The sequence below is a fragment of the Actinoplanes sp. NPDC051405 genome (assembly GCF_055586185.1).
In genome coordinates, this window is record NZ_JBVJIR010000011.1 from 174315 (window position 1) to 197291 (window position 22977).

The window sequence follows — 22977 nt, forward strand, 5'->3', positions numbered from 1 at the left end:
CGGCGTCCGACGAATGTCATCGCCGGAGCGCCAGCGGAGGTGATGGCATGAGTCTTCTGGAGAAGGAAGTCCCCGGCGTTGTCATGACGCCGGACAACATCCGGTCGAAGAAGCTGCCGGTGGTGGTCGACCTCGGCATCGCCGTCGTCGCGCTGCTCGTGGCCGCGGCGGTCGTGCTCGGCCTCGGCCTGGGCAACTGGGTCCTCGTCGTCGTGGTCGGCATCGTGTTCTACCTGGCCGGGATGTTCGCCGCGGCGACCCGCGTCGAGGGGCGCCGCTCGGCCCGCAACCGGCTCTGGAAGACGCTGATCTACGCGGCCTGCATCCTGGCGATCCTGCCGCTGGCCTCGGTGGTGTGGACGCTGGTCTCCAAGGGCGCCGCCCGCCTGGACGGCGACTTCTTCGGCAGCTCGATGAACAACATCGGCGCCCGGGACCCCAACGGCGGCGCGTACCACGCCATCATCGGCACCCTGGAGCAGGTCGGCATCGCCACCCTGATGGCCGTCCCGCTGGGCGTGCTGGGCGCGATCTACCTGGTCGAGTACGGCCGCGGCAAGTTCGCCCTGACCGTGCGCTTCTTCGTCGACGTCATGACCGGCATCCCGTCGATCGTGGCCGGCCTGTTCATCCTGGCGTTCTGGGTGCTGATCGTCAGCCCCTGGTTCAACAACGGCACGCCGCGCTTCTCCGGCTTCGCCGCCTCGCTGGCGCTGACCGTGCTGATGTTGCCGACGATCGTGCGGTCCACCGAGGAGATGCTGCGGCTGGTGCCCGGGCCGCTGCGCGAGGGCGCGTACGCGCTCGGCGTGCCGCAGTGGAAGACGATCGTCAAGGTCGTCCTGCCGACCGCGCTGCCCGGCATCGTCACCGGCGTCATGCTCGCCGTGGCCCGCGCCGCCGGCGAGACCGCCCCGGTGCTGCTGGTGGCCGGTGGCGCCGCCGCGATCAACTTCGACCCGTTCGCCGGCAACCAGTCGTCGCTGGCGCTGTACGTGTACCAGCAGGCCGGCGACGCCTCCCGGTACGCCCCGGACCGCGCCTGGACGGCGGCACTGACGCTGGTCGCCCTGGTCCTCATCCTGACGATCGCGGCGAAGCTGCTCGCCCGCCGCAACCGGCTGACCTGACAAAGAGGTGTCCCCCATGGCCAAGCGCATCGAGGCGAGCAACGTCTCGTCCTACTACGGCTCGTTCAAGGCGATCGACAGCATCTCCATGACCGTGGAGCCGAAGACGATCACCGCCCTGATCGGCCCGTCCGGTTGCGGCAAGTCGACGTTCCTGCGGTCCATCAACCGCATGCACGAGGTGCTGCCGAACGCCCGCATCGAGGGCCGGCTCACCATCGACGACCAGAACATCTACGACGCCGACGTCGACGTGACCGCCGTCCGCCGGATGATCGGCATGGTGTTCCAGCGGCCCAACCCGTTCCCCACGATGTCGATCTACGAGAACGTGGTCGCGGGCCTGAAGCTCAACGGCGTCAAGAAGAAGTCCCTGCTGGATGACGCGGCCGAGAAGTCGCTACGGTCGGCCAACCTCTGGGACGAGGTCAAGGACCGGCTGGCCCGCCCGGGCGCCGGCCTTTCCGGCGGCCAGCAGCAGCGGCTCTGCATCGCCCGCACCATCGCGGTGCAGCCGCAGGTCGTGCTGATGGACGAGCCCTGCTCGGCGCTCGACCCGATCTCGACGCTGGCCATCGAGGACCTGATGTTCAAGCTCAAGGACCAGTTCACGATCATCATCGTCACGCACAACATGCAGCAGGCGGCCCGGGTCAGCGACAAGACCGGCTTCTTCTCGATCGACAAGACCGGCGACCCCGGCCGGCTCATCGAGTACGACGACACCCAGAAGATCTTCAGCAACCCGACGCAGAAGAAGACCGAGGACTACATCACCGGCCGCTTCGGCTGATCACATGTGCAGGATGCCGCCGTCTTCCGTCAGCTCCACCCGGGGCATGACGGGAGCGGCGGCGTTCCGCTTCCCGGAGGCTGCCAAAACTTCAGAAATACTTTGATACGCGGACAGATCGTTCAGCATCACCCGCGTAGGTGGCAGCATGGCCAGGCCGTTGGCGGCCGCCGGGCTGATCCACATGGTCCGGTCAGCCTCACCGGAGACGTCCCGCGCCGTCTGGGCCGGCGGCAGGGCCGCCACGAAGAACCAGGTGTCGAAGCGCCTCGGCTCGAACTCCGGCGTGATCCACCGGGCCCACGGGACCAGTAGATCGTCGCGCAGCCGCAGCTGCCGCCGGTCGAGCAGCTCGGTCATGGTCAGCTCCCGCCGGTGCACAGCGACCCGGTCGGCCTCCCAGTCGTCGCCGCTGACATCGCCCACCAGCTCGTCACCCGCCGGGCCGGCGAGCAGGATCCCCGCCTCCTCGAAGAGCTCGCGGGCGGCCGCGCCCACCACGGCCTTCGCCTCCGGCTCGGGGACGCCCAGGCGCTCCGGCCAGTCGCTGCGGACCGTCTGCGGGAGGTCGTTACGGTCGACGCCGCCGCCCGGGAAGGCGTGCAGGCCGCCGAAGACCATCGTCGTCGCGCGTCTGAGGACGTACACCTCGAAGCTCGCACCGGACGGGCGCAGCAGCACGACGGTGGCCGCCGGGCGGGCCGGGGCCGGCGGGCCGGCGAAGTCGCGGGCCCGCTGCAGCATGGCCGCCGGCAATGGCATCGATTGGCTCACCCAAGGATCCTCTCCCATCCGACCACCCCACCCACCACCCGAAGCGCGGCTGAAGGCCGAGTTTCCGTTGCGGAGGATACGGTGGCGATCATGACCGAGAAGAACGTCCGCTGGGGGATCCTGGGCACCGGCGGCATCGCCAGCACCTTCGCGTCCGACCTGCCGCTCGTGCCCGGTGCTGAGCTCGCCGCCGTCGGATCCCGTACCGGGGCGGCCGCGACCGCCTTCGCCGAGCGGCACGGCTTCGCCCGCGCCCACGGGTCCTGGGCCGACCTGGCCGCCGACCCCGACGTCGACGTGATCTATGTGGCGACCCCGCACGCGTTCCACCTCGACGCGGCGCTGGCCTGCCTCGCGGCGGCAAGGCAGTGCTGTGCGAGAAGCCGATGACCCTGGACCACGCCTCGTCGGCGCGGCTGGTGCGGGAGGCCGGCAGCCGTGGGCTGTTCCTGATGGAGGCCATGTGGATGCGCTGCAACCCGGCCGTCCGGCGCATCGTCGAGCTGGTCACCGAGGGCGCGATCGGCGAGGTCACGGCGGTGCACGCGGACTTCGGGCTGCAGGGACCGTTCGAGGCGACGCACCGGCTGCGTGACCCCGCGCTGGGCGGCGGCGCGCTGCTCGACCTGGGCGTCTACCCGCTCAACCTGGCCCACCTGATCCTGGGCGCGCCCGCGACCGTGCACAGCTGGGCGCGGCTCACCGCCGAGGGCGTCGACGACAACACCGGCATGCTGCTGGGCTACGACTCGGGCGCGGTCGCGGCACTGACGTGCAGCCTGGTCGGCGAGACGCGCAACGCCGCCTCGATCACCGGCACGCAAGGCCGGATCGACCTGCCGCAGGGCTTCTTCGTGCCCCGCTCGTTCCGGCTGCACCGGGCGGGCGCGGAGCCGGAGGAGATCAGGTACCCGTTCGAGGGCAGCGGCTACCAGTACGAGGCGGCCGAGGTGCAACGCTGCCTGACCGAGGGCCTGCTGGAGAGCCCGCTGATGCCGCACCGGACCACCCTGGAGATCATGACCCTGATGGACGGCATCCGGGCCCAGCTCGGCGTGATCTACCCGGTCACCGGCTGAGCCGCGCCTCGGCGCCGAGCCGGGCCAGCTTGTCCGGGTTGCGCACGGCGTAGATGCCGGTGATCCGACCGCCGTCGAGCACGAAGCTCACCGCCGTATCGAGCTCGCCGCCGAGGTCCAGACGCATCGCCGGCGCACCGTTGAGCCACATCGGCAGCACGGTGAAGTCGCCGGCCACCTCGGCCAGGCTCGCCAGCAGCGGACCCACCCGCCGGGCGGCGACGATCGGGCGGCGAGCGGCGGCGACGACACCGCCACCGTCCGACAACAGGACGACGTCGGGCGCGAGCACGTCCAGCAGCCCCTGCAGGTCGCCGTCGCGGACCGCTACCCGGAACCGCTCCACGACGGCCACCTGCTCGGCCCGGCTCACCCGCACCCGCGGCTGCCGGGCAGCCACATGCTCCCGGGCCCGATGGGCGAGCTGCCGTACGGCGCCGGCCGTCTTACCGACCGCGGCCGCGATCTCCTCGTACGGGAGCTCGAACACCTCACGCAGCACGAACACCGCCCGCTCGGTGGGTCCGAGCGTCTCCAGCACGGTCAGCATCGCGAACGAGACGCTCTCCGCGAGCTCCGCGTCCTCGGCCACGTCCGGGCTGGTCAGCAACGGCTCGGGCAACCACTCACCGACGTACTCCTCCCGCCGGCGGGCCAGCGTCCGCATCCGGTTGAGGGCCTGCCGGGTGACCACCCGCACCAGATAGGCCCGGGGGTCGCGAACCTCGCCCCGGGCCCCGGCGTCGAGGTCCGCCCACCGCAGCCAGGTCTCCTGCACGACATCCTCGGCGTCGGCGGCGGAGCCGAGCATCTCGTAGGCGACCGTGAACAGCAGGCTGCGGTGGGTGAGGAACGGGTCGTCGGTCATGCGCGCGAGGCGGTGCCGCTCGGCTGGGCCATGGGGACCAGGCCGCACGACGCCGACAGACCCTCGGCTTCGATGCCGAGGGCCACGTTCGTGCGGGCTGCCTGGTTGGCGAAGGCGATCCACACGGTGAGCTCGATCATCGCCGGCGCGCCGAGCCGGGCGAGCAGGCGGGCGGAGAGCTCGTCGGTGACGGTCGGCGGGGTCTGTGACATCGCTTCGGCGTACTCCAGCACGTCGCGCTCCAGCGGCGTGAAGGCGTCCGACTCCCGCCATCGCGGCACCTGCTGGGCCTTGACCTCGTCCAGGCCGTTGTTGTGCGCCTGGAAGTAGCCGAGATCGAGGCAGAACGAGCAGCCGACCAGCGCGGCGACCGCCATGTGGGCGTACGACTTGAGATCCTCGTCGCACTCGTGCCACTTGGCGGCCTTACGACCCATACCCATGCTGGTGCTGAGCACCTGCCGGTGCTGCCACATCACTTCGAGGCCCTCGGGCACCCGGCCGAACATCTTGCGGCTGAACCTCTTCAGCACGGCGCCGTAGACACCGGTGATCTCAGCCCTGGGGACCCTGGTGTTGCCGGTCATGTCTCCTCCTCGGTGTCGATGACATGAAGACACCGAGGAGGACCGCTCTGTGACGGCTCAGCCGAAGATCGGCCGTACCGCGAAGTAGACCAGGCAGGCGATGAACGCCGCCGCCGGGAAGGTGGTGAGCCAGGCGATCACGATGTTGCCGGCGACGTTCCAGCGGACCGCGCTCAGCCGCTTGGTCGTGCCGACGCCCATGATCGCCGAGGTGATGGTGTGGGTCGTCGAGATCGGCGCGTGCAGGACCAGCGCGTTGAAGAACAGCACCGAGCTGGCCACCGTCTCGGCCGCGAAGCCCTCGGCCGGGCCGAGGTCGATGATCTTGCGGCCCAGGGTCCGGATGATGCGCCAGCCACCCGCGTACGTGCCGGCCGCGAGCACCGCCGCCGAGGTCCAGAAGACCCACCACGGGATGTGCGTGGCACTGTCCTGGAAACCGCCGGTGTAGAGGGCCAGCACGATGATGCCCATGGTCTTGGCCGCGTCCTGCATGCCGTGCCCCACGGACATGAAGGCGGCCGAGACCGTCTGGGCGTGGCGGAAGCCGCGGTTGAGCTTGCCGGGCTGGCCCCGGCGGAAGGCCCACATGATCGCGACCATGACCAGGAAGCCCAGCATGAAACCGACCAGCGGCGAGGCCACCATCGGGATCAGCACCTTCTCGACGATGGTCCCCCACTGGACCGTGCCCTCGGTGGCGAACAACGTCGCGCCCACCAGGCCACCGAAGAGCGCGTGGGACGAGGACGAAGGCAGCCCGAAGTACCAGGTGATGAGGTTCCAGGCGATCGCGCCGACCACGCCGGCGAAGACGACTCCCAGGCTGGGGATGCCGAGCGGCAGCTTGACCAGGCCGTCGCCGACCGTCTTGGCCACCTCCGCGCCGAAGTGGGCACCGATGAAGTTGCCGACAGCGGCCATGGCGAGCGCGACGCGCGGGGTGAGGGCCCGGGTGCTGACGCTGGTGGCGATGGCGTTCGCCGCGTCGTGGAAACCGTTGGTGTAGTCGAAGGCCATCGCGGCGAGGATCACCGCGAGCACTGCGACGAGCTCGGCGGACAAGGCCTAGGACTCCTTGACCGTGATGGTCTCGACGGTGTTGGCCACCCGCTCGAAGGCGTCGCAGGCGTCCTCGAGCTCGTCGGCGACCTCCTTCATCTTCAGCACCGTGAGCGCGTCGTACTCGCCCGAGAAGAGCCGGACCAGCAGCATCCGGTACGCCCGGTCACCGTCGTTCTCCAGCCGGTTGATCTCGATCCAGTACTCCTCGAGATTCTTCATGGTCTTGAGCCGCGGCATCGCGTCGGCCGTGATCTTGGCCTGCTGGTCGAGCACGGTGACCAGCTCGTGCATCTCGCGCGGCAGCGACGGCAGCTCGGTGAGGCCGTACAGGTAGAGCAGGTTGCCGACCGCCTCGAGGTGGTCCATGACGTCGTCGAGCTGCGAGCCCAGCGAGTAGATGTCCTCGCGGTCGAACGGCGTGATGAAGGTCGAGTTGATCTTCTTGTACAGCTCGTGGGTGATCTGGTCGCTGTCGTGCTCGACGTCGGTCAGGCGGTCGCTGACCGACTGCACGTCCACCCCGGGCAGAGCCAGCTCGTTGAGCAGCTCGGTGCCGCGCACGAGGTTCTGGGCTGCCCGGGTGAACAGCTCGTAGAAGGCGCCCTCGGTGGGGCGGAAGGAGAACTTCACGGCGCGAACCTCGTTTGCGGGTGGACGGGGTCTGGCGAATTCGAGGGAATGCTAGGTAATGCCTCCCCGGGTTCCGAGCCCGCCTACCCCTGCTCAACAGCAGTTCAGTGCTCGTTCACTTGCCGTTAACCTGGAACCTGCACTTATCTGGATCTTTCAGGCGACTGGCGCGATGTCCGGTCGCTGATTGGTGGCTCGCGGCGCCGGGGCACTACGGCGGGTCACCGGTCCGGGCGTCACTCGCGGTGGCACCGGCCGGTGCACCGGATGCCGGCGCAGGTGCCGGGCCAGCCCCACCTGATCGGAGTCGGCGATCACGTCCACGCCCGCCTCGCCCAGCTCGGTCCAGACGGCCTGCCGGGCCTTGCGGGAGCCGGTGGGCAGGCCGGAGATGCGCACCGTACGCCCGTCCTCGTGAGCGGAGCGGACCAGCGCGTGCAGCAGGTGCCGTTCCTCGGCGGAGATCGGCTCGCGGCCGTCCCAGCCGAACCGGCGGCTCCACGGCTCACTGATCATCGGCACCAGCGCGGGCGGCGCCGACGCGGAGCCGATGTCGTCGAAGGACCCGTCGGCGAACGCGTACCGGCGGGTCTGGGTGGCGAGCAGGGCCCGCACGTCCACGATGCCGGTGATCGCGACCGTGACGGCCCCGGGGTCGAGGCGGCCGTCGACGCAGCGGCTCAGCAGCGGGGCATGGTCGCGCAACTGCTGGTCGAGCATCCGGTACGCCCGCAGCAACGTGTCCGCGTCCCGGATCGGCCCGGTGAACTCGACCACCAGCCGGAACGGCACCCGCTGGTCCCGGCAGAGCCGCCCGCCGCGCGCCTGGGCCCGGGTGAACAGCGGGGTGAGCACCATCCGGCGCAGCGTACGACCGGGTTGCGGCTGCCCGGAGCCGAGGAACAGCTCCCCGTGCGGGCCCGGGCGTACCGGGACGGTGAGACCGGCCAGCCCGCGGCGCAACACCCGGGGCAGCGGATCCTCGGCCTGGTTCGCGACCAGGGCGTGCCCGGCGGGGAGGTACGGCCTGGGCCGGCGAGCCACTGCGACGCCGAGTGTCGCCGCGCCGGTGGCTCCCGCCACTCCGGCCAGCCCGCCCAGCAGGGTCGCCACGTCGTTCGCCACCGTCTGCCCCCGCCCCCCGCAAACGCGAAATAGGACCAAATGCTCTTATCGCGTTTACCACTGTGTCACACGTGACACCTGTGGCCGGGCAATGTCCTTCAGAATTCCCCCATGCCGTCGGACCCTTTCGAAGCTGAACGCCCCCACCTGCTGGCCGTCGCGTACCGGATGCTCGGCAGCCGCGCCGAGGCCGAGGACGCGGTCCAGGAGGCCTGGCTGCGCTATCACAAGGCGCGGGCCGGCGGGGAGATCCACGACCTGCGCGGCTGGCTGACCACGATCACCGGCCGGATCTGCCTGGACGTGCTGAAGTCGGCCCGGGTCCGGCGCGAGGCCTACCCCGGCCAGTGGCTGCCGGAGCCGATGGTGTCCCGGCTCGACGACCCGGCCGAACGGATCACCCAGCGCTCCGAGGTCAGCCTCGCGCTGCTGGTCGTGCTGGAGAAGCTCACCCCCGAGCAGCGCGTCGCGGTGGTTCTGCACGACGCGTTCGGGGTGCCGTTCGACGAGGTCGCCACGGTGCTCAACACCACCGTCCCGGCAGCCCGCCAGCACGCCTCCCGCGGCCGGCGGGCCGTCGCCGAGGGCCAGGCCCGGCACACCGCGGACCTGCCTGAGCAGCGCAAGGTGCTGGACGCGTTCCTCGCCGCGGCCTCCTCCGGCGACCTCCAGGCCCTCGCGGCCGTGCTCGCGCCCGAGGTGGTGGCGATCGGCGACGGCGGCGGCGTGGTCAACGCCGGTCTCAACCCGGTCTTCGGCCTGGACCGGGTGGCCCGCTTCTACATCGGCATCCTGAGCCGGCGGGCCCGCGACTACACCGACGTCACGGTCGAGCCGGTCCTGGTCAACGGCGCCGCCGGCGTGCTGGTCCGGGGCCGCTACCCGGACGGGCGCCCGCTGCTCTTCGTGCTCACGGTGGCCGTCGCCGACGGCCGCGTCACGGCCGTCTACAACCAGCTGAACCCGGCCAAGCTGGGCTCAGTCGACGACCGCTGAGAGCCATTTCCGGTACGTCGAAGCGAACGGTTCCGAGCCGTCGCCCAGGGCCACGAACAGGCGCCCGGCGGCGGCCCGGGCCTCGGCGACCAGCTCGTCCGGATAGCCGAAGCGCACCTGGTGGTCGGCGAACTCGTCCTCGTCGCGCAGCTCGATGACCCCGGTGTCGCGGCGCCGCGAGACGTCCAGGTCCAGGTCGACGATGTGCACGGTGTCACCCTCCCAGCGGGCCGGGGTGGTGATGTCGCAGTAGACCTCGCTGGTGCGCGGCGGCGGGTTGAACATGCCGGTCCACCACGCCCGGTGCGGGATCAGCAACACGAACGGGATCTGCTCGACCGACGGCAGGCCGTGGTAGACGGACGCCGTGCCACGGGTCACTCCGACCCAGACGCCCAGCTCATCCTCGTTGAGCCGGCGGGCCGGGTAGTCGCGGTGGGCGGAGCCGTCGTACTTGGTGTAGACGACCCGGACCATCTCGCTCGGCATGACAAGACCCTAACGGTGACATGGTTTCGTCGGTGGTGGCGGGTACGGTCTCGGACGTGACTGCCGCGACCCGCAAGAAGGCAACCGCTTCCCAGCTTCTCGCCGCCGCCGTCGGCGCTGTCCCGGGCGGCTCCTCCCGGCCCGGGCAGGAGGAGATGGCCGCGGCCATCGAGCGGGCCGTCAAGCAACGCGAGCATCTGCTGGTGCAGGCCGGCACGGGCACCGGCAAGTCGCTCGCCTACCTGACGCCGGCCCTGCTGGTCGACGGTCCGGTCGTGGTCTCCACCGCGACCCTGGCCCTGCAGAACCAGCTCGTCGAGCACGACCTGCCCCGGCTGGCCGACGCGGTGGAGCCGGTGCTGGGCCGCCGCCCGACCTTCGCGGTGCTCAAGGGCCGGCACCACTACCTCTGCATGGCCAAGCTCGAGCACGCCGACGAGGAGGCGCCGACCGACACCCTCTTCGACGACGCGCCGCCGCGCGCGACCCAGTGGCTGGGTGAGGCCGGCAAGCTCGGCAAGCAGATCCTGCGCGTGCAGGCCTGGGCGGAGAAGACGAAGACCGGCGACCGCGACGAGCTGGACCCGGGCGTCGACGAGACCGCCTGGCGGCAGGTCTCGATGCCGGCCCGCGACTGCGTCGGCGCGGCCCGCTGCCCGTACGGGGCGGAGTGCTTCGCGGAGGCGTCCCGGGTGCGCGCCCGCGAGGCGGACATCGTGGTGACCAACCACAGCCTGCTCGCGGTGGACATGCTCGCCGAACGCAACATCGTCCCCCCGCACAAGCTCCTGATCGTCGACGAGGCGCACGAGCTGGCCGACCGGGTGTCCTCGGCCGCGCAGGCCGAGCTGACCCCGGAGGCGGTCGAGCGGGCGTCCCGGCGGGCCAAGCCGCTGGTCTCCGCGGCCGCGGCCGAGGCCCTGGCCGAGGCGGCCGACGCGCTGACCGTCGGCCTGAGCGACCTCCCGGCGGGCCGGCTGACCACGGGCCTGCCCCCGCTGCTGCACCAGGCCGTCATGCTGATCGACTCGGCCACCCGGGCCGCCCTGGACGCGATCGGTGACGTCAAGAACGACGACCCCGACCCGGTCCGCAAGCAGCAGGCCAAGGCCACCCTGGACGACATATCGACCACCGCCCAGCGGCTGCTGCAGGAGGACCAGTACGACGTCGCCTGGGTTGAGAAGTCCGACCTGGGCAACGGCCGCCGCGCCCTGGTGGTGGCCCCGCTCTCGGTCGCCGGCACCCTGGCCACCAACCTGTACGACGAGCGCACGGTGGTCGCCACCTCGGCGACGCTGACGCTGGGCGGCCGCTTCGACACGGTTGCCCGCTCGCTCGGGCTGCCCGCCCCGGCCCCGGTCCCGGCGGCCCGCTCCGGCGCCGGCCTGACCGCGGACGCGCCGCCGGTCTCCGGCGACGGCTGGAGCTCGCTGGACGTCGGCTCCCCGTTCGACTACCCCCGCCAGGGCATCCTGTACGTCGCCGCGCACCTGCCCCGCCCGGCCGCCTCCGGGCTGCCCGACCCCGCGGGTGAGGAGCTGCTCAAGCTGGTGGAGGCCCTCGGCGGTCGCACGCTGGGCCTGTTCTCGTCGCGCCGCGCGGCGACCCAGGCGGCCGAGCTGCTGCGCGCCCGCACCGATCTGCCGGTGCTGCTGCAGGGCGAGGAGTCGCTGCCGATCCTGGTCCGCAAGTTCCGGGAGCAGAAGGAGAGCTGCCTGTTCGGCGTGATGTCGCTGTGGCAGGGCGTGGACGTTCCCGGCGACGCCTGCCAGCTGGTGGTGATCGACCGGTTGCCGTTCCCGCGGCCGGACGAGCCGCTGGCCGCCGCCCGCGCCGCGGCGGTGGACGCCACGGGTGGTTCCGGCTTCGCCTCGGTCAGCGTGCCGATCGCCGCGGTGCGCCTGGCCCAGGGGGTGGGCCGGCTGATCCGCTCCACGGGAGACAAGGGAGTGGTCGCCGTGCTCGACTCCCGCCTGGAGACGGCCCGCGGCTACGGCGCCTTCCTGCGTAAGTCCCTGCCCCCGTTCTGGTACACGACCCGCCCGGAGGTCGCGGTGGGCGCTCTGCAACGCCTGGCGAAGTCCTGACCGCCCGTACCGCTGCGACTACTTTCCTCCGATAAGCAACAAAACCACCGTCTCATCCGTCTACTGGTCAGGTGTTGATCGACACCGCCGTGGACGTCGAAGGGACCCCGCTTCATGACGGACGCCGCCGATCCGGAACCGATCTCGCATCGCAGGCGCTTCAAACTGCCGCGGTGGGCCCGTCGTCTGGCAGCGGCCGTCACTGTGGGCGCGGTGGCGATCAGCGCCGGTGTGGTGGGGTACGTGGCGAGCGTCGACCTGCCACCGGATCCGGTGCCGCCCCAGGCCTCCGTCCTGTACTACCGAGACGGTCGCACGGTGCTCACCCGCATCGGCGCCACCGACCGCACCGACGTCGGGCTGAGCCAGGTCCCGGTGCCGGTCCAGCGGGCGTTTCTGGCCGCCGAGGACCGCAGCTTCTACGACCACGCCGGCGTCTCCACCCGCGGGGTGCTGCGGGCACTGTGGACCAACGTCTTCCACGACAGCGGACAGGGCGCGTCGACCATCACCCAGCAGTACGTACGGAACGCCTACCTCACCCAGGACCGCACGGTCAGCCGCAAGGCCAAGGAGTTCGCCCTCGCGCTGAAGGTCGAACACCGGTTCGGCAAGGACGAGATCCTCCAGCGCTACCTCAACACCATCTACTTCGGCCGCGGCGCGTACGGCATCCAGGCCGCGGCCCACGCCTACTTCGGTACGACGGTCGATCGGCTGACCGGCTCCCAGGGTGCGGTGCTCGCCGCGCTCATCAAGGACCCGACCCGCGGCGACCCGGCCGCCGACGCCGAGTGGGCGCAGACCCGGTGGCGGTGGATCCTGCGGGCCATGACCGAGCAGGGCTGGCTGCCCGCCGGGGAGGCTGACCGGGCGAAGTACCCGGCCGTCGCCAAGGAGTCGGTCACCGCGAACAGCATCGGCGGCGCCGCCGGGCTGATCGCCGACCGGGTCGAGGACGAACTGGTGCGGGCGGGCATCAGCCGGCAGCAGGTGCGCACCGGCGGCCTGCGGATCACCACCACGATCGACTTCACCGCCCAGGGCGCGGCCTCCGACGCCATGGCCGCCGCGCTGCGCGGTCAGCCCAAGGAGCTGCGGGCCGCCCTGGTGGCGGTCGACCCGGCCAGCGGCGGGGTACGCGCCTACTACGGCGGTGACCGCGGCCGCGGCTACTTCGACGACGCGCTCGCCGCCCGCCCGCCGGCCTCGACCATCAAACCGGTCGTCCTGGCCGCCGCCGAGGAACGCGGCATCGGCTTCCAGTCGCTGTACAACGGCAGCTCACCCCGACTGTTCCCGAGCCGGCAGGGAGTGCCGCTCTACAACCAGCGCAACCTGCAGTGCCCGGTGTGCCCGCTCGACCAGGCCATGGTCCACTCGCTCAACACGCCGTTCTACGCGCTGGCCGAGCAGATCGGCCCGGACACCATCCGGCGCCTCGCCCACCGGCTGGGCGTGCCGGAGAAGTACGGCAAGCAACCGACCATGGTGGACGTCGCCGGCGATCCGGCTCCCGGGCGTACCCGCCCCGACATCGCCCTCGGCCGGTATCCGGTCGCGCCGGCCGACCTGGCCACCGTCTACGCCACCCTGGCGGACCAGGGCCGCCGCCGGGACCGGCACTTCGTCGAATCGGCCATCAACGGCAAGGGGGCGGTGCTGCACCTGTACGCGGGGAAGCCCAAGCGCGTGCTCTCGGGTGCCGTGGCCGCGGACATGCAGACCGTGCTGTCCAAGGTGGTGGCCAAGGACGGCGAGGTCGCCGGGGTCGACGCGGCCGCCAAGACCGGCTCCCAGCAGTGGGGTGACACCACCGACTCGTCCGACGCGTGGACGGCCGGCTGGGCCCCGGGACTGGCCGCGGTGACGTGGATCGGCCGGGAGAAGCCGGGACCCATCCGCGAGAAGAACGGCACCGCCATCAACGGCGACGGCATGCCGTACCGGATCTGGAAGTCTTTCCTGGCCACCGCCCTGCGGGGGCAGCCCGCCCGGGCGGTGAACCGCCCCTCGCACGTGGGCCGGCTGGAGACGACCGACCTGAGGTCGCTCGGCGCCGCCATCAAGGCGCCCGTGGGCGCCGTCTTCCAGGGGCCGCAGCAGGGCGACCAGGTCGACAAGTCCAAGGCGACCGGCTCGTGGCAGCAGCGGGTCGACCGGCTGACCAAGGTGCTCGACAGCTACGCCGCCACGGTCCCGGAATTCTCTGTCGCGGTCACCGAACGCCGGACCGGGCGCCGGTTCGACTATCACGGCAAGCGGCAGCAGGAATCGGCCAGCATCATCAAGGCCGAGCTGCTGGCCGCGTTGCTGCTCAAGGCCCAGGACGAAGGCCGCAAGCTGACCAAGGCCGAGAAGCGCCGGGTGACGAAGATGATCCGGGCCAGCGACAACAACGCGGCCACCAAGGTGTTCGACGCGGTGGGCGGTGCCGACGGCCTGCGCGCGGCGGGTGAGCGGCTGGGCCTGACCGGCACCGACCCGGACGAGTCCTGGGGCCTGACCCGCACCACGGCGAACGACCAGCTCAAGGTGCTCGCCGCGGCGTCGGACCCGGACGGCGTCCTGAACGAGGACTCCCGGGAGCTGATGCTCGACCTCATGTCGTCGGTGAACGCGGACCAGAAATGGGGCGTCAGCGCGGCGGCCCTGCCGGGCGAGCGCGCCGCGCTGAAGAACGGCTGGGTTTCCCGTACGGCCGAGGACAACCGCTGGATCATCAACAGCATCGGCCGGATCAGCGGTACGGACACCGACACCGCCGTGGCCGTACTGTCCCACGGCCACACCGACAAGCAGGCCGGCATCGACGTCGTCGAGCACGTGTCCGCGCTGACCCGCAGCTACCTGGGCTGGTGACGACGCTCAGGGTGCGGTGGCGGTGCCTCCGGCCGGCACCACCACAGCGTCCGGTGGCACCTCCGGACGTTGGCGGGCCAGCCGCCGTACCCCGGTGTTGAGGACCGCGATCAGCGGGACCGCGACCAGGGCGCCGATGATCCCGGCCAGCACCACGCCGGAGGCGATGCCGATGATCACGACCAGCGGGTGGATCGCCACCGCCCGGCCCATGATCAGCGGTTGCAGGATGTGGCCCTCGACCTGCTGGACCAGGATCACCGCGCCCAGCACGATCAGGGCGATCACCCAGCCCTGGTCGACCAGCGCGACCAGCGCCGCGACCGCACCCGACACGCTCGCGCCCACGATCGGGATGAACGCGCCCAGGAACACCAGCGCCGCCAGCGGGAACGCGAACTGGACGTTGAGGATGACCAGCGCCAGGCCGATGCCGGTGGCGTCGATGAAAGCCACCAGCACGGTCGCACGCACGTAGGAACCCAGCGTCGACCAGGAAGCGTCACCGGCGTCGGCCAGGCTCCAGCGGGCGTTGACCGGGAAGAGCCGCACCAGGAAACGCCAGATCTTGCGGCCGTCGCGCAGGAAGAAGAACGTCGCGAAGAGCGCGAGCAGCGTGCCGGTGAGCACCTCGAACAGGGTGGCGGCGGTGGCCACGCCGGTCGCGGTCAGCGACGACGTGTTCGCGTTGATCCAGTTCTGGGCGGAGTCGATGGCCTGGTTGACCTGCTGGTCCGACAGGTGCAGCGGGCCGGTACGGGCCCACTCCTGGATCTGCCGCACCCCGCTGATGGCCTTGTCGGTGAGCTCACCCACGCCGTCCACGAACTGGTTGACGACCAACGTCAGGGTGCCCGCGACCGCGGCGATGCCGCAGATCAGCACCAGGAAAGTCGCCAGCGACGGCGGCAGCCGGAAACGACGCAACCAGCCGACCGCCGGCGACAGCAACGCCGAGAGCAGCAGGGCGATGGCGAGCGGGATGACGACGATGCTGACGATGCCGATGAACCGCAGCAGCACCCAGCCGACGACGCCCACAATGATGAGCCGCCACGACCACGCGGCCGCGATCCGCAACGAATGCGGCACCTCGGCATCGTCCCGGCTCGACGTCGACCGATGATCAACCGGCGGATCCGGCGCCGGCAACTCGAACCCGACATCCCGATCGTCCGGCGCCGAATCATGCTCCGTACGCGCCAGCCGGACCGACTCCCGCCCGCTGTCGTACGCACGACGCAGATTCGCCCGGACTCGCTGCAAGCGGCTCAACCGCAGACCCCCTCGTCCGTCGTCACGCCGGTCCCACCGTAGTGCAGACCCGCCCCCGGACCCCGCCACCACCCTCGACCGGCCTGAACGGCGCCCGGATCGGGGCCGGGCGTACCGTCCTGTCGTGAACACCGACACCCGTACCGAGGCCGGGCTGCCCATCCGGATGTTGCACGACCGCGTCCTCGTCCGGCTCGACGGCGGCGACGGCGAACGCCGCTCCAGCGCCGGCATCGTCATCCCGGCCACCGCATCGATGGGCCGCCGCCTGTCCTGGGCCAAAGCCGTCGGCGTAGGCCCGAACGTCCGCTCCATCGTCGTCGGCGACCGGGTCCTGTTCGACCCGGACGACCGCGCGGAGGTGGAGCTGCACGGCAAGGAGTACGTGCTCCTGCGTGAGCGGGACGTGCACGCCGTTGCCGCGACCCGCGTCGAGTCGGACGGCACCGGGCTGTACCTGTAGTCCCGGGGCCGTGGGGTCAGTGCTGCCGGGTCTCCGGCGGGTTGGCGTCGCCGGTGGCCGGGTCGTGGGACTGGACCGGGGGGTGTCCCGGCTGGTCCTGGGTCTGGTGGCTTTCGTTCGGGCCTTGACTCTGTGTTGGGGCTGGGCTGTGGGCGGGCGCGCCACCTGGCTGGCCGTAGCCGGGCTGGCCGTAGCCGGGCTGGCCGTAGCCGCGCTGGCCGTGATCCGGCTGCTGGCCGTAGCCGGGCTGGCCGTGATCCGGCTGCTGGCCGTAGCCAGGCGGCGGGCCATAACCGGGTGGCGGGCCATAGCCCGGCTGGGCATAACCCGGCTGCGAGCCCTGACCCGGCTGGGCATAGCCCGGCTGACCCTGACCCTGACCCGGCTGGGCATAGCCCGGCTGACCCTGACCCTGACCCGGCTGGGCATAGCCCGGCTGGGCATAGCCCGGCTGACCCTGACCTTGGCCCGGCTGGGCATAGCCCTGACCCGGCTGACCCTGGCCCTGACCCGGCTGCGGACCGTAGGTGGGCTGGCCGTAACCGGGCGGCGGCCCGTAGCCGTTGCCATCCGGCTGGCCGTAACCAGCGCCGTAACCGGGCTGACCGGAGCCTTGCTGTCCATATCCGGGCGGCACGGCACCAGCCTGGGGGTATCCGCCCTGCCCGGAACCCGGCTGCTCGTAACCCCCCATGCCGGGACCTGATTGCCCGTAGCCGGGCTGGCTCGGACCAGGCTGGCCGTAGCCGGCCGGGCCGAAGCCGGGCTGGCCGTAACCGGCCGGGCCGCCGTATCCGGGACCGACCTGACCAGGTCCGCCACCGTAGCCAGGTGCGGCATAACCGGGCGGCATCCCGTACCCGCCGGCCATCACCGGCATCGGCGGCAGCCGCACCGGCACCGGCACCACCGGCTCGGCCGGGGCGTTCACCGTGCGCGTCACCCCGTCCGGGAAGGCGATCTGGTAGCTGCTCCCGTTCCAGAACGCCTGCGGCATTTGCGGATCCCGCCCGACGAACACCGACCGATAGCTCGAGATGGTCGTCAGCAGGCGCTGCTCCTCCTCCAGGGCCCGCTGCTGGTCGTCCGGACCTCCGCTGTGCAGACCGCGCTGCATGCCGTCGCGCAGCAGCGCCAGCTTTGTCGATGTCGCCTGGAAGCCGCGCATTGCGCGTACGCCGGTCTCGCCGGCCACGCGCTTGGCCCATCGGCGGGCCGAGTGCCGGCGGCCCAGGCTGCCGAGCGTCGCCACTTCCGGCGGGGACAGCCAGCCGGCGCTCACGTAGCCGGGCAGGATGCGCTCGCTGAGCCGGCCTTCCCAGCTGCGCAGGGCGATGGCGAAGCCGACCACCAGGAAGAAGAACGGGACCATGAAGCCGAGGTAGCCGTACAGCATGATCAGGGTTTCGCCGGTGGCGACCGACAGCGTCGGCAGCAGGTTGAACGTGCCGTGCAGGATCATCGCGAGCAGCAGGCCCGCGATCGGCGCCAGCCACTTCACCCGGCGGTCCGCGGAGCGGGCGGACAGGCCCAGGCCGATGCCGGTCATCGCGGTGAACAGCGGGTGCGCGAAGCCGGTGAAGATGATCCGCACGATGAAGATCAGGAAGAGGTTCTGGATGCCGGTCGCCGGGCCGTACTGGTCGGCGCCCGATGCGTAGCCGTGGCCGCCCAGGTAGAGCACGTTCTCGACCATGGCGAAGCCGAGCGCGGAGAGGCCACAGTAGACGATGCCGTCGGTGATGCCGGACCATTCGCGGCGGCGGCGCCACAGCAGCAGGATCGGGCCGAGGGCCTTCATCGACTCCTCTATGAACGGCGCCACCAGCACCGCCACCAGCGCGTCGGGCAGGCCGATCTTGTCGAAGCCCCAGGCGGCCAGCGAGTTGACGCCGATCGCGACCAGGGTGGCCACGGCCGAGCCCCAGGCGAAGCAGAAGATCAGGTAGCGGCTGGGCTCGGGCTCGTACCGGTCCAGCCAGAGGAAGCAGCCGACCAGCACCGGGACCGGCAGGATCGCCGCGACCAGGCCGATGGCCAGGCCCTGCGGGCCGTTGCTGAAGCCCAGGATGATCAGCATCACGATCGCGCAGATGGCGATGAAGGTGATCACCAGGGTCAGCGGCACCCAGCGCGGAATCCTCGACCGCCGGCGCGGCATCTTGTCCACGGCCGCGGGATCCGGCACCCCGACCGGCGCATCCGGCGCGACAGCGACCGCGCCGGCAGACGCGTCACCCCCGCCCGAACCGGAACCGGCCGAACCGGAACCAGCGAAACCGGGGCCAGCAGAATCAGGACCGGCCGAACCGGAACCAGCGAAACCGGGGCCAGCAGAATCGGAATCGGCCGAACCGGAACCAGCGAAACCGGGGCCAGCAGAATCGGAATCGGCCGAACCGGAACCAACGAAACCGGGGCCAGCAGAATCGGGACCGGCCGGCCCGGAACCGGAACCGGCGGAACCAGCCTGGGCAAGGGCGGCCGCGCCGGAACTGGCGGAGCCGAGACCGGCCGAGCCAGAACCGGCCGGACCATGACCGGCCGAGCCGGGACCGGCCGAGCCGGGACCGGCCGAGCCAGAACCGGCCGGACCATGACCGGCCGGGCCGGACACCGGCGCAGCGGGATCGGGCGCCGGGGAGGCCGGAGCCGCGGAGGTGGGTGCCGGGTCGGGCGACCCGCCGTGAGCTACGTCGGCCATGTCGCCCAGCGTAGCCACCCGGACCGTGCCGGGCAGGCCCGCGGCGGCGGAAAGAGGATCAAGAGCTGAAAAGGGCCCGAAATCTCAGGACGGGCCGCGTCCGGAGCCGCCGGGCCGGGACCGGGCGGCGCTCTTGCGGGCGGTACGCCCCCGCGCCTGCCAGCCGACAGCCCGCCGCACGAGCCGGGGCGCTTCCGCGTACTCGATGCCCGTGGCCCGGAGCAGGTCGGAGACCGTGGTCCGGACCTGCGCGACGACCACCCCGCCGGAGAAGCCGACCCCCTCGTCGTACGCCCGCCCGGACTCCGCCGCCGCCCGCAGCGCCCGTTCGCGGGTGGCGATCGGCTCGGCGCCTTTGGCCCATTCCTGGCGCAGCAGGTCCACCGCGTCGCCGAGCAGCGTGATCGAGGTCGGCAGGCATTCCGGGATCTGCTCGCCGTCGCCGAGGGCTGTCATCACCCGCCGAGCCAGCACGCGGACGTTGCGCAGCGCGTACGTCACGTGGTCCGCGCCCTCGACGTACTGGCTCAGGGCGCCGCGGGCCCGCCAGCGGGCGGGTGCGAAGGCCACGTTCTCGCTCGCCGCGGTCGCGGCCTGGTCGAAGCCGGTGAAGTTCGCCTCGGCGGTGCGCAGCCGGTCGAGGGCCCCGCCCACCGCGCCGGCGTCCCCGGCCTTGAGGCCTTCGGCGATCGCGTGCAGGCCGTCCGCGAGCGCCTAGAGCGCCGGGTCCGCTGCCCGGCGGATCACCGTCAGCGGATTCAGTGGCAGCAGGACAGTCATGACGGCCAGGCCGACCGCGCCGCCCACGAGCGCGTCGAAGAAGCGGGTGTACGGCAGCCCGGTGCTCGGTGTCGTCAGCGTCGCGACCAGCACCGCGGACGAGGCGGACTGCACCACCAGGGGCGTACCTCCGCCGACGGCCGCCGCGGCCGTGATCGCCAGGACCACCACCAGGCCGACCTGCCACGGCCCGGTGCCGATCAGCAGGATGATCCCGTCGCCGATGCCGATGCCGATGGCCACCCCGACGACCAGTTCGACGGTGCGCCGGGCGCGCTGGCCGACCGACGAGGCGAGGGTGATGACGGCGGCGATCGGCGCGAAGAACGGGCTGGGCCGGCCGATCACGTCGTGCGCGATGAACCAGGCGATGCCGGCACCCAACCCGGCCTGTGCGGCGAGCGGGAAGCCGGCCCGTACCCGGGACCAGCCGGCGCCGATCCCGGACCGGGAGCGACCGCGCAGCTCGGCGAGAACCGCGGTAAGCCCCCGCTGCGCTTCCACGTCGGTCATGCCTGCAGACCCTAACCGCAGGCGTGTCAGGATGACCGTCGTGACAAATCTTGTGCAGCGGTGGGTCGCCGCGGCCCGGGGCGCCGGGGCGACCGCCGACGACGCGGATCTCGGCGCGGCCGGTGAGTATCTGCTGACCCGCTGGTCGGAGCCGCAGCGGCAGTACCACACCGTGGCCCACCTGACCGCGGTCCTCGACGTCATCGACCGGTACGCGGAGCTGGCGCCGGGCGCGGACCGGGTGCGGCTCGCGGCCTGGCTGCACGACGCGGTCTACGATCCGCGGGCGCTCGGTGACGCCAACGAGCGGGACAGCGCCGAGTTCGCGGCCGGGCTGCTGGCCACGCTGGGTGCGCCGGACGAGGTGGCGGCGGAGGTGGCCCGGCTGGTCGGGCTGACTGCCGGGCACGCCACCCAGGACGACGACCCCGACGGTGAGCTGCTCTGCGACGCGGATCTGGCGATCCTGGCGAGTGACCCGGACGCGTACGCGGCGTACACGGCCGCGATCCGCCGGGAGTACGCGCACGTGCCGGACGACGCCTTCCGGGGCGGCCGGACCCAGGTGCTGAAGGCTCTGCTGGAGCTGCCGTCGATCTACCGGCACGCACCGTTGCGGTCGGCGTGGGAGGACAAGGCCCGGGCCAACCTGGAAGCCGAGCTCAAGAACCTGAGTTGAGGTGCTTGGGCCGGCGCAGACCGGCCGCGCGCAGCCGGACGGAGAGCTCCCGGGAGCGGACCAGCGTGGCGCCGAGCCACAACGCCATCGGGAAGCGGGAGTCCGGGATGTCGTAGTGGTCCCGGTCGAACGCGCGCCGGGGTGCGCCCAGCATCTCCGCGAAGGCGTGCAACTCCGCGTACGAGACATCGCTGACCAGCTGGGACCAGAGCCGGCCGCGGGCCGGCCAGCGCGGCTCGTCGACGAGGATCAAAGTTCCACTTCGAGCAGGTCGGTGCCCCGGTCGGCGGCGTAACCCCGCACGTCGGGCACGCCGAGCCGGGCGGCGTCGGCGGTGAGGTCGTCAGGCATCTTCTGCGACTGCCGCTCGGCCTCGACCCGGGCCAGGTAGTGCTCGATCTCCCGGGAACGCACGGCGGCGTCCCAGCCGAGCACGTCACCCATCACCGCGGCGGCGTGGGCAGCGGTGTCGGCGCCGCGGTGCGGGGTCTCGAACGAGATCCGGGTGCGGCGGGTGAGCACGTCGTCGAGGTGCAGGGCGCCCTCGGCCTGGGCCGCGTACGCGACCTCGGCGGCGAGGTATTCCGGGGCGCCGGCGAGCGGGGTGGCCAGCGCCGGGTCCGCCTCGATCATCGCCAGCAGGTGGACGGTGAGGGTGCCGTACCGTTCCAGCAGGTGCTCGATCACCCCGGCGGTGACGCCGTGCCGGCGGGCGATGTCGAGCCGGTCCCGCCAGGCGGCGGCGAAGCCGTCGGCGCCGAGCAGCGGAAGCTGATCGGTCCGCGAGGGCTGCGCCGAACCGCCGAGCCGGCGCACGGCCCGGTCGATGACGTCGGCGGCCATGACCCGGTACGTGGTGTATTTGCCGCCGGCGACGAGCAGCAGCCCCAGCATCGGCTCGACCACGGCATGCTCGCGGGACAGCTTCGAGGTGGAGTCGGCCTCGCCGGAGAGCAGGGGCCGCAGCCCGGCGTAGACGCCCTCGATGTCGTCGGCGGTGAGCGGCCGGTCCAGCACGGTGTTGACCTGGTCGAGCAGGTAGCGGATGTCCCGGGCGGACGCGGCCGGGTGCGAGCGGTCCAGCTCCCAGTCGGTGTCGGTGGTCCCGATGATCCAGTGCCCGCCCCACGGGATGACGAAGAGCACCGAGGTCGGCGTGCGCAGGATCAGCCCGGCCTCGCCGGTGATGGCCGACCGCGGCACGACCAGGTGCACGCCCTTGGAAGCGCGCACCCGCAGACCGGGCCGGAGGCCGACATCGCGCAGCATCCGGGACATGTCGTCGCTCCACACCCCGGTGGCGGCGACAACGGTGCGGGCCCGCACCTCGAACTCCGGCGAGTCGGGCGACTCCAGATCCCGCACCTTGACCCCGACCACCTCGCGCGCCTCGCGCAGGAAGCCGGTGACCCGGGCGCTGGTGACCACGGCGGCGCCGAGGCTGGCGGCGGTGCGGGCCAGGTTGACCACCAGGCGGGCGTCGTCGACCTGGCCGTCGTAGTACCGGATCGCCCCGGTGATCTTGTCGGCACGCAGGCTCGGGAAGAGATGCCGGGCGCCGTCGCGGGTCAGGTGCCGGTGCAGGGGCATGCCGCGCCCGCTGCCGAAGATCCCCGCGAAGACGTCGTAGGCCGCGACCCCGAGGCCGTAGTAGGCCCGCTGCCAGACCCGGGCCGGCGGCGAGGCGGCCGGCAGCGGCACCAGGATCGGCACGGGCCGCACCAGGTGCGGGGCGAGCCGGCTGGTCAGCAGCCCCCGCTCGGTGAGCGCCTCGTGCACCAGGTGCAGCTCGAGCTGCTCGAGGTAGCGCAGGCCGCCGTGAATGAGCTTGCTGGACCGGCTGGAGGTGCCGGCGGCCAGGTCACGGGCCTCGACGAGGGCGACATTCAGGCCGCGCGAGGCAGCGTCCAGGGCCGCGCCGGCGCCGGTGACCCCACCGCCGATGACCAGCACATCGAACTGCTCGTCCCGCAACCGCCGCAGGTCGGCGGTGCGGCGGATGGGCGACAGCCGGCCGGCGGCATAGCGGGAGACGGAAGGAGAGCGCACAACCCCACGGTAGCGCTGCCGGGTGT

The 22977-nt window shown here is 71.8% G+C and carries 20 protein-coding genes and 1 pseudogene; 8 read left to right on the forward strand and 13 right to left on the reverse strand.

The genetic code is table 11. From position 1 onward, the window contains the following. Window positions 1-83: 83 nt before the first annotated feature. Both pstA and pstB read left to right on the forward strand, forming a co-directional pair. Window positions 84-1130 carry a phosphate ABC transporter permease PstA gene (pstA, locus tag ACZ6S4_RS24180; protein ID WP_465477180.1) on the forward strand — a complete coding sequence of 349 codons (1047 nt, stop codon included), beginning with the start codon at window positions 84-86 and terminating at the stop codon, window positions 1128-1130. A 16-nt stretch (window positions 1131-1146) separates the two neighbouring features. Then, window positions 1147-1923, forward strand: a complete 777-nt coding sequence (gene pstB / locus ACZ6S4_RS24185; protein WP_465477076.1) for a phosphate ABC transporter ATP-binding protein PstB — start codon at window positions 1147-1149, stop codon at window positions 1921-1923. On the opposite strand, the gene ACZ6S4_RS24190 is transcribed toward pstB, so the two are convergent. Next, window positions 1924-2685, reverse strand: coding sequence for an NUDIX hydrolase (locus ACZ6S4_RS24190; RefSeq protein WP_465477181.1), 762 nt, complete (start codon window positions 2683-2685; stop codon window positions 1924-1926). Window positions 2686-2787: 102 nt separating this feature from the next. Between ACZ6S4_RS24190 and ACZ6S4_RS24195 the strand changes: the two are divergent. Beyond that, window positions 2788-3776 (forward strand): annotated as a pseudogene (locus ACZ6S4_RS24195) (Gfo/Idh/MocA family protein). On the opposite strand, the gene ACZ6S4_RS24200 reads toward ACZ6S4_RS24195, so the two are convergent. The 5 genes from ACZ6S4_RS24200 to ACZ6S4_RS24220 form a co-directional block, all read right to left on the reverse strand. Then, entirely contained in the window at window positions 3766-4644 is an 879-nt protein-coding gene (locus tag ACZ6S4_RS24200; protein ID WP_465477077.1) for an RNA polymerase sigma-70 factor, read from the reverse strand. The pseudogene ACZ6S4_RS24195 and the gene ACZ6S4_RS24200 overlap by 11 nt on opposite strands. Beyond that, entirely contained in the window at window positions 4641-5231 is a 591-nt protein-coding gene (locus ACZ6S4_RS24205) for a carboxymuconolactone decarboxylase family protein (protein WP_465477078.1), read from the reverse strand. Before ACZ6S4_RS24205 ends, ACZ6S4_RS24200 begins: the two co-directional genes overlap by 4 nt. A gap of 57 nt (window positions 5232-5288) precedes the next feature. Then, window positions 5289-6296, reverse strand: coding sequence for an inorganic phosphate transporter (locus tag ACZ6S4_RS24210; protein WP_465477079.1), 1008 nt, complete (start codon window positions 6294-6296; stop codon window positions 5289-5291). 3 nt (window positions 6297-6299) lie between these two features. Then, a complete protein-coding gene (locus tag ACZ6S4_RS24215) occupies window positions 6300-6926 on the reverse strand; it encodes a DUF47 domain-containing protein (RefSeq protein ID WP_203768584.1) in 627 nt (208 codons plus the stop codon). Between the two features lie 156 nt (window positions 6927-7082). Further along, on the reverse strand, window positions 7083-8051 hold the full coding sequence (locus ACZ6S4_RS24220) for a PI-PLC domain-containing protein (protein WP_465477080.1): 969 nt from the start codon (window positions 8049-8051) through the stop codon (window positions 7083-7085). Window positions 8052-8162: 111 nt separating this feature from the next. Between ACZ6S4_RS24220 and sigJ the strand changes: the two genes are divergently transcribed. Then, window positions 8163-9047 carry an RNA polymerase sigma factor SigJ gene (gene sigJ / locus ACZ6S4_RS24225; RefSeq protein WP_465477081.1) on the forward strand — a complete coding sequence of 295 codons (885 nt, stop codon included), beginning with the start codon at window positions 8163-8165 and terminating at the stop codon, window positions 9045-9047. Here sigJ and ACZ6S4_RS24230 read toward each other — a convergent pair. Then, the gene (locus ACZ6S4_RS24230) at window positions 9030-9536 is read right to left on the reverse strand and encodes a DUF402 domain-containing protein (protein ID WP_433722654.1); all 507 of its coding nucleotides are present in this window, start codon (window positions 9534-9536) and stop codon (window positions 9030-9032) included. The genes sigJ and ACZ6S4_RS24230 overlap by 18 nt on opposite strands. A 20-nt stretch (window positions 9537-9556) precedes the next feature. Here ACZ6S4_RS24230 and ACZ6S4_RS24235 point away from each other — a divergent pair, with 20 nt between their 5' ends. Further along, window positions 9557-11626 (forward strand): ATP-dependent DNA helicase, encoded by a 2070-nt coding sequence (locus ACZ6S4_RS24235; RefSeq protein WP_465477082.1) that lies wholly within the window; start codon window positions 9557-9559, stop codon window positions 11624-11626. Between the two features lie 213 nt (window positions 11627-11839). After that, a complete protein-coding gene (locus tag ACZ6S4_RS24240; protein WP_465477083.1) occupies window positions 11840-14488 on the forward strand; it encodes a transglycosylase domain-containing protein in 2649 nt (882 codons plus the stop codon). 6 nt (window positions 14489-14494) lie between these two features. Here ACZ6S4_RS24240 and ACZ6S4_RS24245 read toward each other — a convergent pair whose 3' ends face one another. Further along, window positions 14495-15925, reverse strand: a complete 1431-nt coding sequence (locus ACZ6S4_RS24245; RefSeq protein WP_465477084.1) for an AI-2E family transporter — start codon at window positions 15923-15925, stop codon at window positions 14495-14497. A 4-nt stretch (window positions 15926-15929) separates the two neighbouring features. Between ACZ6S4_RS24245 and ACZ6S4_RS24250 the strand changes: the two genes are divergently transcribed. Further along, complete coding sequence (locus ACZ6S4_RS24250; protein ID WP_212989171.1) at window positions 15930-16226, forward strand: GroES family chaperonin; 297 nt, start codon at window positions 15930-15932, stop codon at window positions 16224-16226. Window positions 16227-16242: 16 nt separating this feature from the next. Here the strand turns inward: ACZ6S4_RS24250 and ACZ6S4_RS24255 are convergent, their stop codons facing one another. The 3 genes from ACZ6S4_RS24255 to ACZ6S4_RS24265 all read right to left on the reverse strand — a co-directional run bounded on the left by ACZ6S4_RS24255 (window position 16243) and on the right by ACZ6S4_RS24265 (window position 20223). Further along, the gene (locus ACZ6S4_RS24255; RefSeq protein WP_465477182.1) at window positions 16243-18387 is read right to left on the reverse strand and encodes a PrsW family intramembrane metalloprotease; all 2145 of its coding nucleotides are present in this window, start codon (window positions 18385-18387) and stop codon (window positions 16243-16245) included. A 627-nt stretch (window positions 18388-19014) separates the two neighbouring features. Further along, entirely contained in the window at window positions 19015-19584 is a 570-nt protein-coding gene (locus ACZ6S4_RS24260) for a hypothetical protein (RefSeq protein WP_465477085.1), read from the reverse strand. A gap of 60 nt (window positions 19585-19644) precedes the next feature. Continuing rightward, window positions 19645-20223 carry an FUSC family protein gene (locus ACZ6S4_RS24265; RefSeq protein ID WP_465477086.1) on the reverse strand — a complete coding sequence of 193 codons (579 nt, stop codon included), beginning with the start codon at window positions 20221-20223 and terminating at the stop codon, window positions 19645-19647. A 31-nt stretch (window positions 20224-20254) separates the two neighbouring features. Here ACZ6S4_RS24265 and ACZ6S4_RS24270 point away from each other — a divergent pair, with 31 nt between their 5' ends. Next, the gene (locus tag ACZ6S4_RS24270) at window positions 20255-20902 is read left to right on the forward strand and encodes an HD domain-containing protein (protein ID WP_465477087.1); all 648 of its coding nucleotides are present in this window, start codon (window positions 20255-20257) and stop codon (window positions 20900-20902) included. On the opposite strand, the gene ACZ6S4_RS24275 is transcribed toward ACZ6S4_RS24270, so the two are convergent. After that, complete coding sequence (locus ACZ6S4_RS24275; RefSeq protein ID WP_465477088.1) at window positions 20886-21155, reverse strand: DUF4031 domain-containing protein; 270 nt, start codon at window positions 21153-21155, stop codon at window positions 20886-20888. The two genes, ACZ6S4_RS24270 and ACZ6S4_RS24275, sit on opposite strands and share 17 nt — an antisense overlap. Further along, window positions 21152-22951 (reverse strand): glycerol-3-phosphate dehydrogenase/oxidase, encoded by a 1800-nt coding sequence (locus ACZ6S4_RS24280; protein ID WP_465477089.1) that lies wholly within the window; start codon window positions 22949-22951, stop codon window positions 21152-21154. Before ACZ6S4_RS24280 ends, ACZ6S4_RS24275 begins: the two co-directional genes overlap by 4 nt. Window positions 22952-22977 lie beyond the last annotated feature (26 nt).

What these genes read in the sequence shown, in the direction of transcription:
- pstA (WP_465477180.1), top strand. Translation starts at nt 84, where the DNA reads ATGACGCCGGACAACATCCGGTCGAAGAAGCTGCCGGTGGTGGTCGAC.
- pstB (WP_465477076.1), top strand. Translation starts at nt 1,147, where the DNA reads ATGGCCAAGCGCATCGAGGCGAGCAACGTCTCGTCCTACTACGGCTCG.
- ACZ6S4_RS24190 (WP_465477181.1), bottom strand. Translation starts at nt 2,685, where the DNA reads ATGCCATTGCCGGCGGCCATGCTGCAGCGGGCCCGCGACTTCGCCGGC.
- ACZ6S4_RS24200 (WP_465477077.1), bottom strand. Translation starts at nt 4,644, where the DNA reads ATGACCGACGACCCGTTCCTCACCCACCGCAGCCTGCTGTTCACGGTC.
- ACZ6S4_RS24205 (WP_465477078.1), bottom strand. Translation starts at nt 5,231, where the DNA reads ATGACCGGCAACACCAGGGTCCCCAGGGCTGAGATCACCGGTGTCTAC.
- sigJ (WP_465477081.1), top strand. Translation starts at nt 8,163, where the DNA reads ATGCCGTCGGACCCTTTCGAAGCTGAACGCCCCCACCTGCTGGCCGTC.
- ACZ6S4_RS24230 (WP_433722654.1), bottom strand. Translation starts at nt 9,536, where the DNA reads ATGCCGAGCGAGATGGTCCGGGTCGTCTACACCAAGTACGACGGCTCC.
- ACZ6S4_RS24235 (WP_465477082.1), top strand. Translation starts at nt 9,557, where the DNA reads ATGGTTTCGTCGGTGGTGGCGGGTACGGTCTCGGACGTGACTGCCGCG.
- ACZ6S4_RS24245 (WP_465477084.1), bottom strand. Translation starts at nt 15,925, where the DNA reads ATGGGCAGCCCGGCCTCGGTACGGGTGTCGGTGTTCACGACAGGACGG.
- ACZ6S4_RS24250 (WP_212989171.1), top strand. Translation starts at nt 15,930, where the DNA reads ATGTTGCACGACCGCGTCCTCGTCCGGCTCGACGGCGGCGACGGCGAA.
- ACZ6S4_RS24255 (WP_465477182.1), bottom strand. Translation starts at nt 18,387, where the DNA reads ATGCCGCGCCGGCGGTCGAGGATTCCGCGCTGGGTGCCGCTGACCCTG.
- ACZ6S4_RS24265 (WP_465477086.1), bottom strand. Translation starts at nt 20,223, where the DNA reads ATGACCGACGTGGAAGCGCAGCGGGGGCTTACCGCGGTTCTCGCCGAG.
- ACZ6S4_RS24270 (WP_465477087.1), top strand. Translation starts at nt 20,255, where the DNA reads ATGACCGTCGTGACAAATCTTGTGCAGCGGTGGGTCGCCGCGGCCCGG.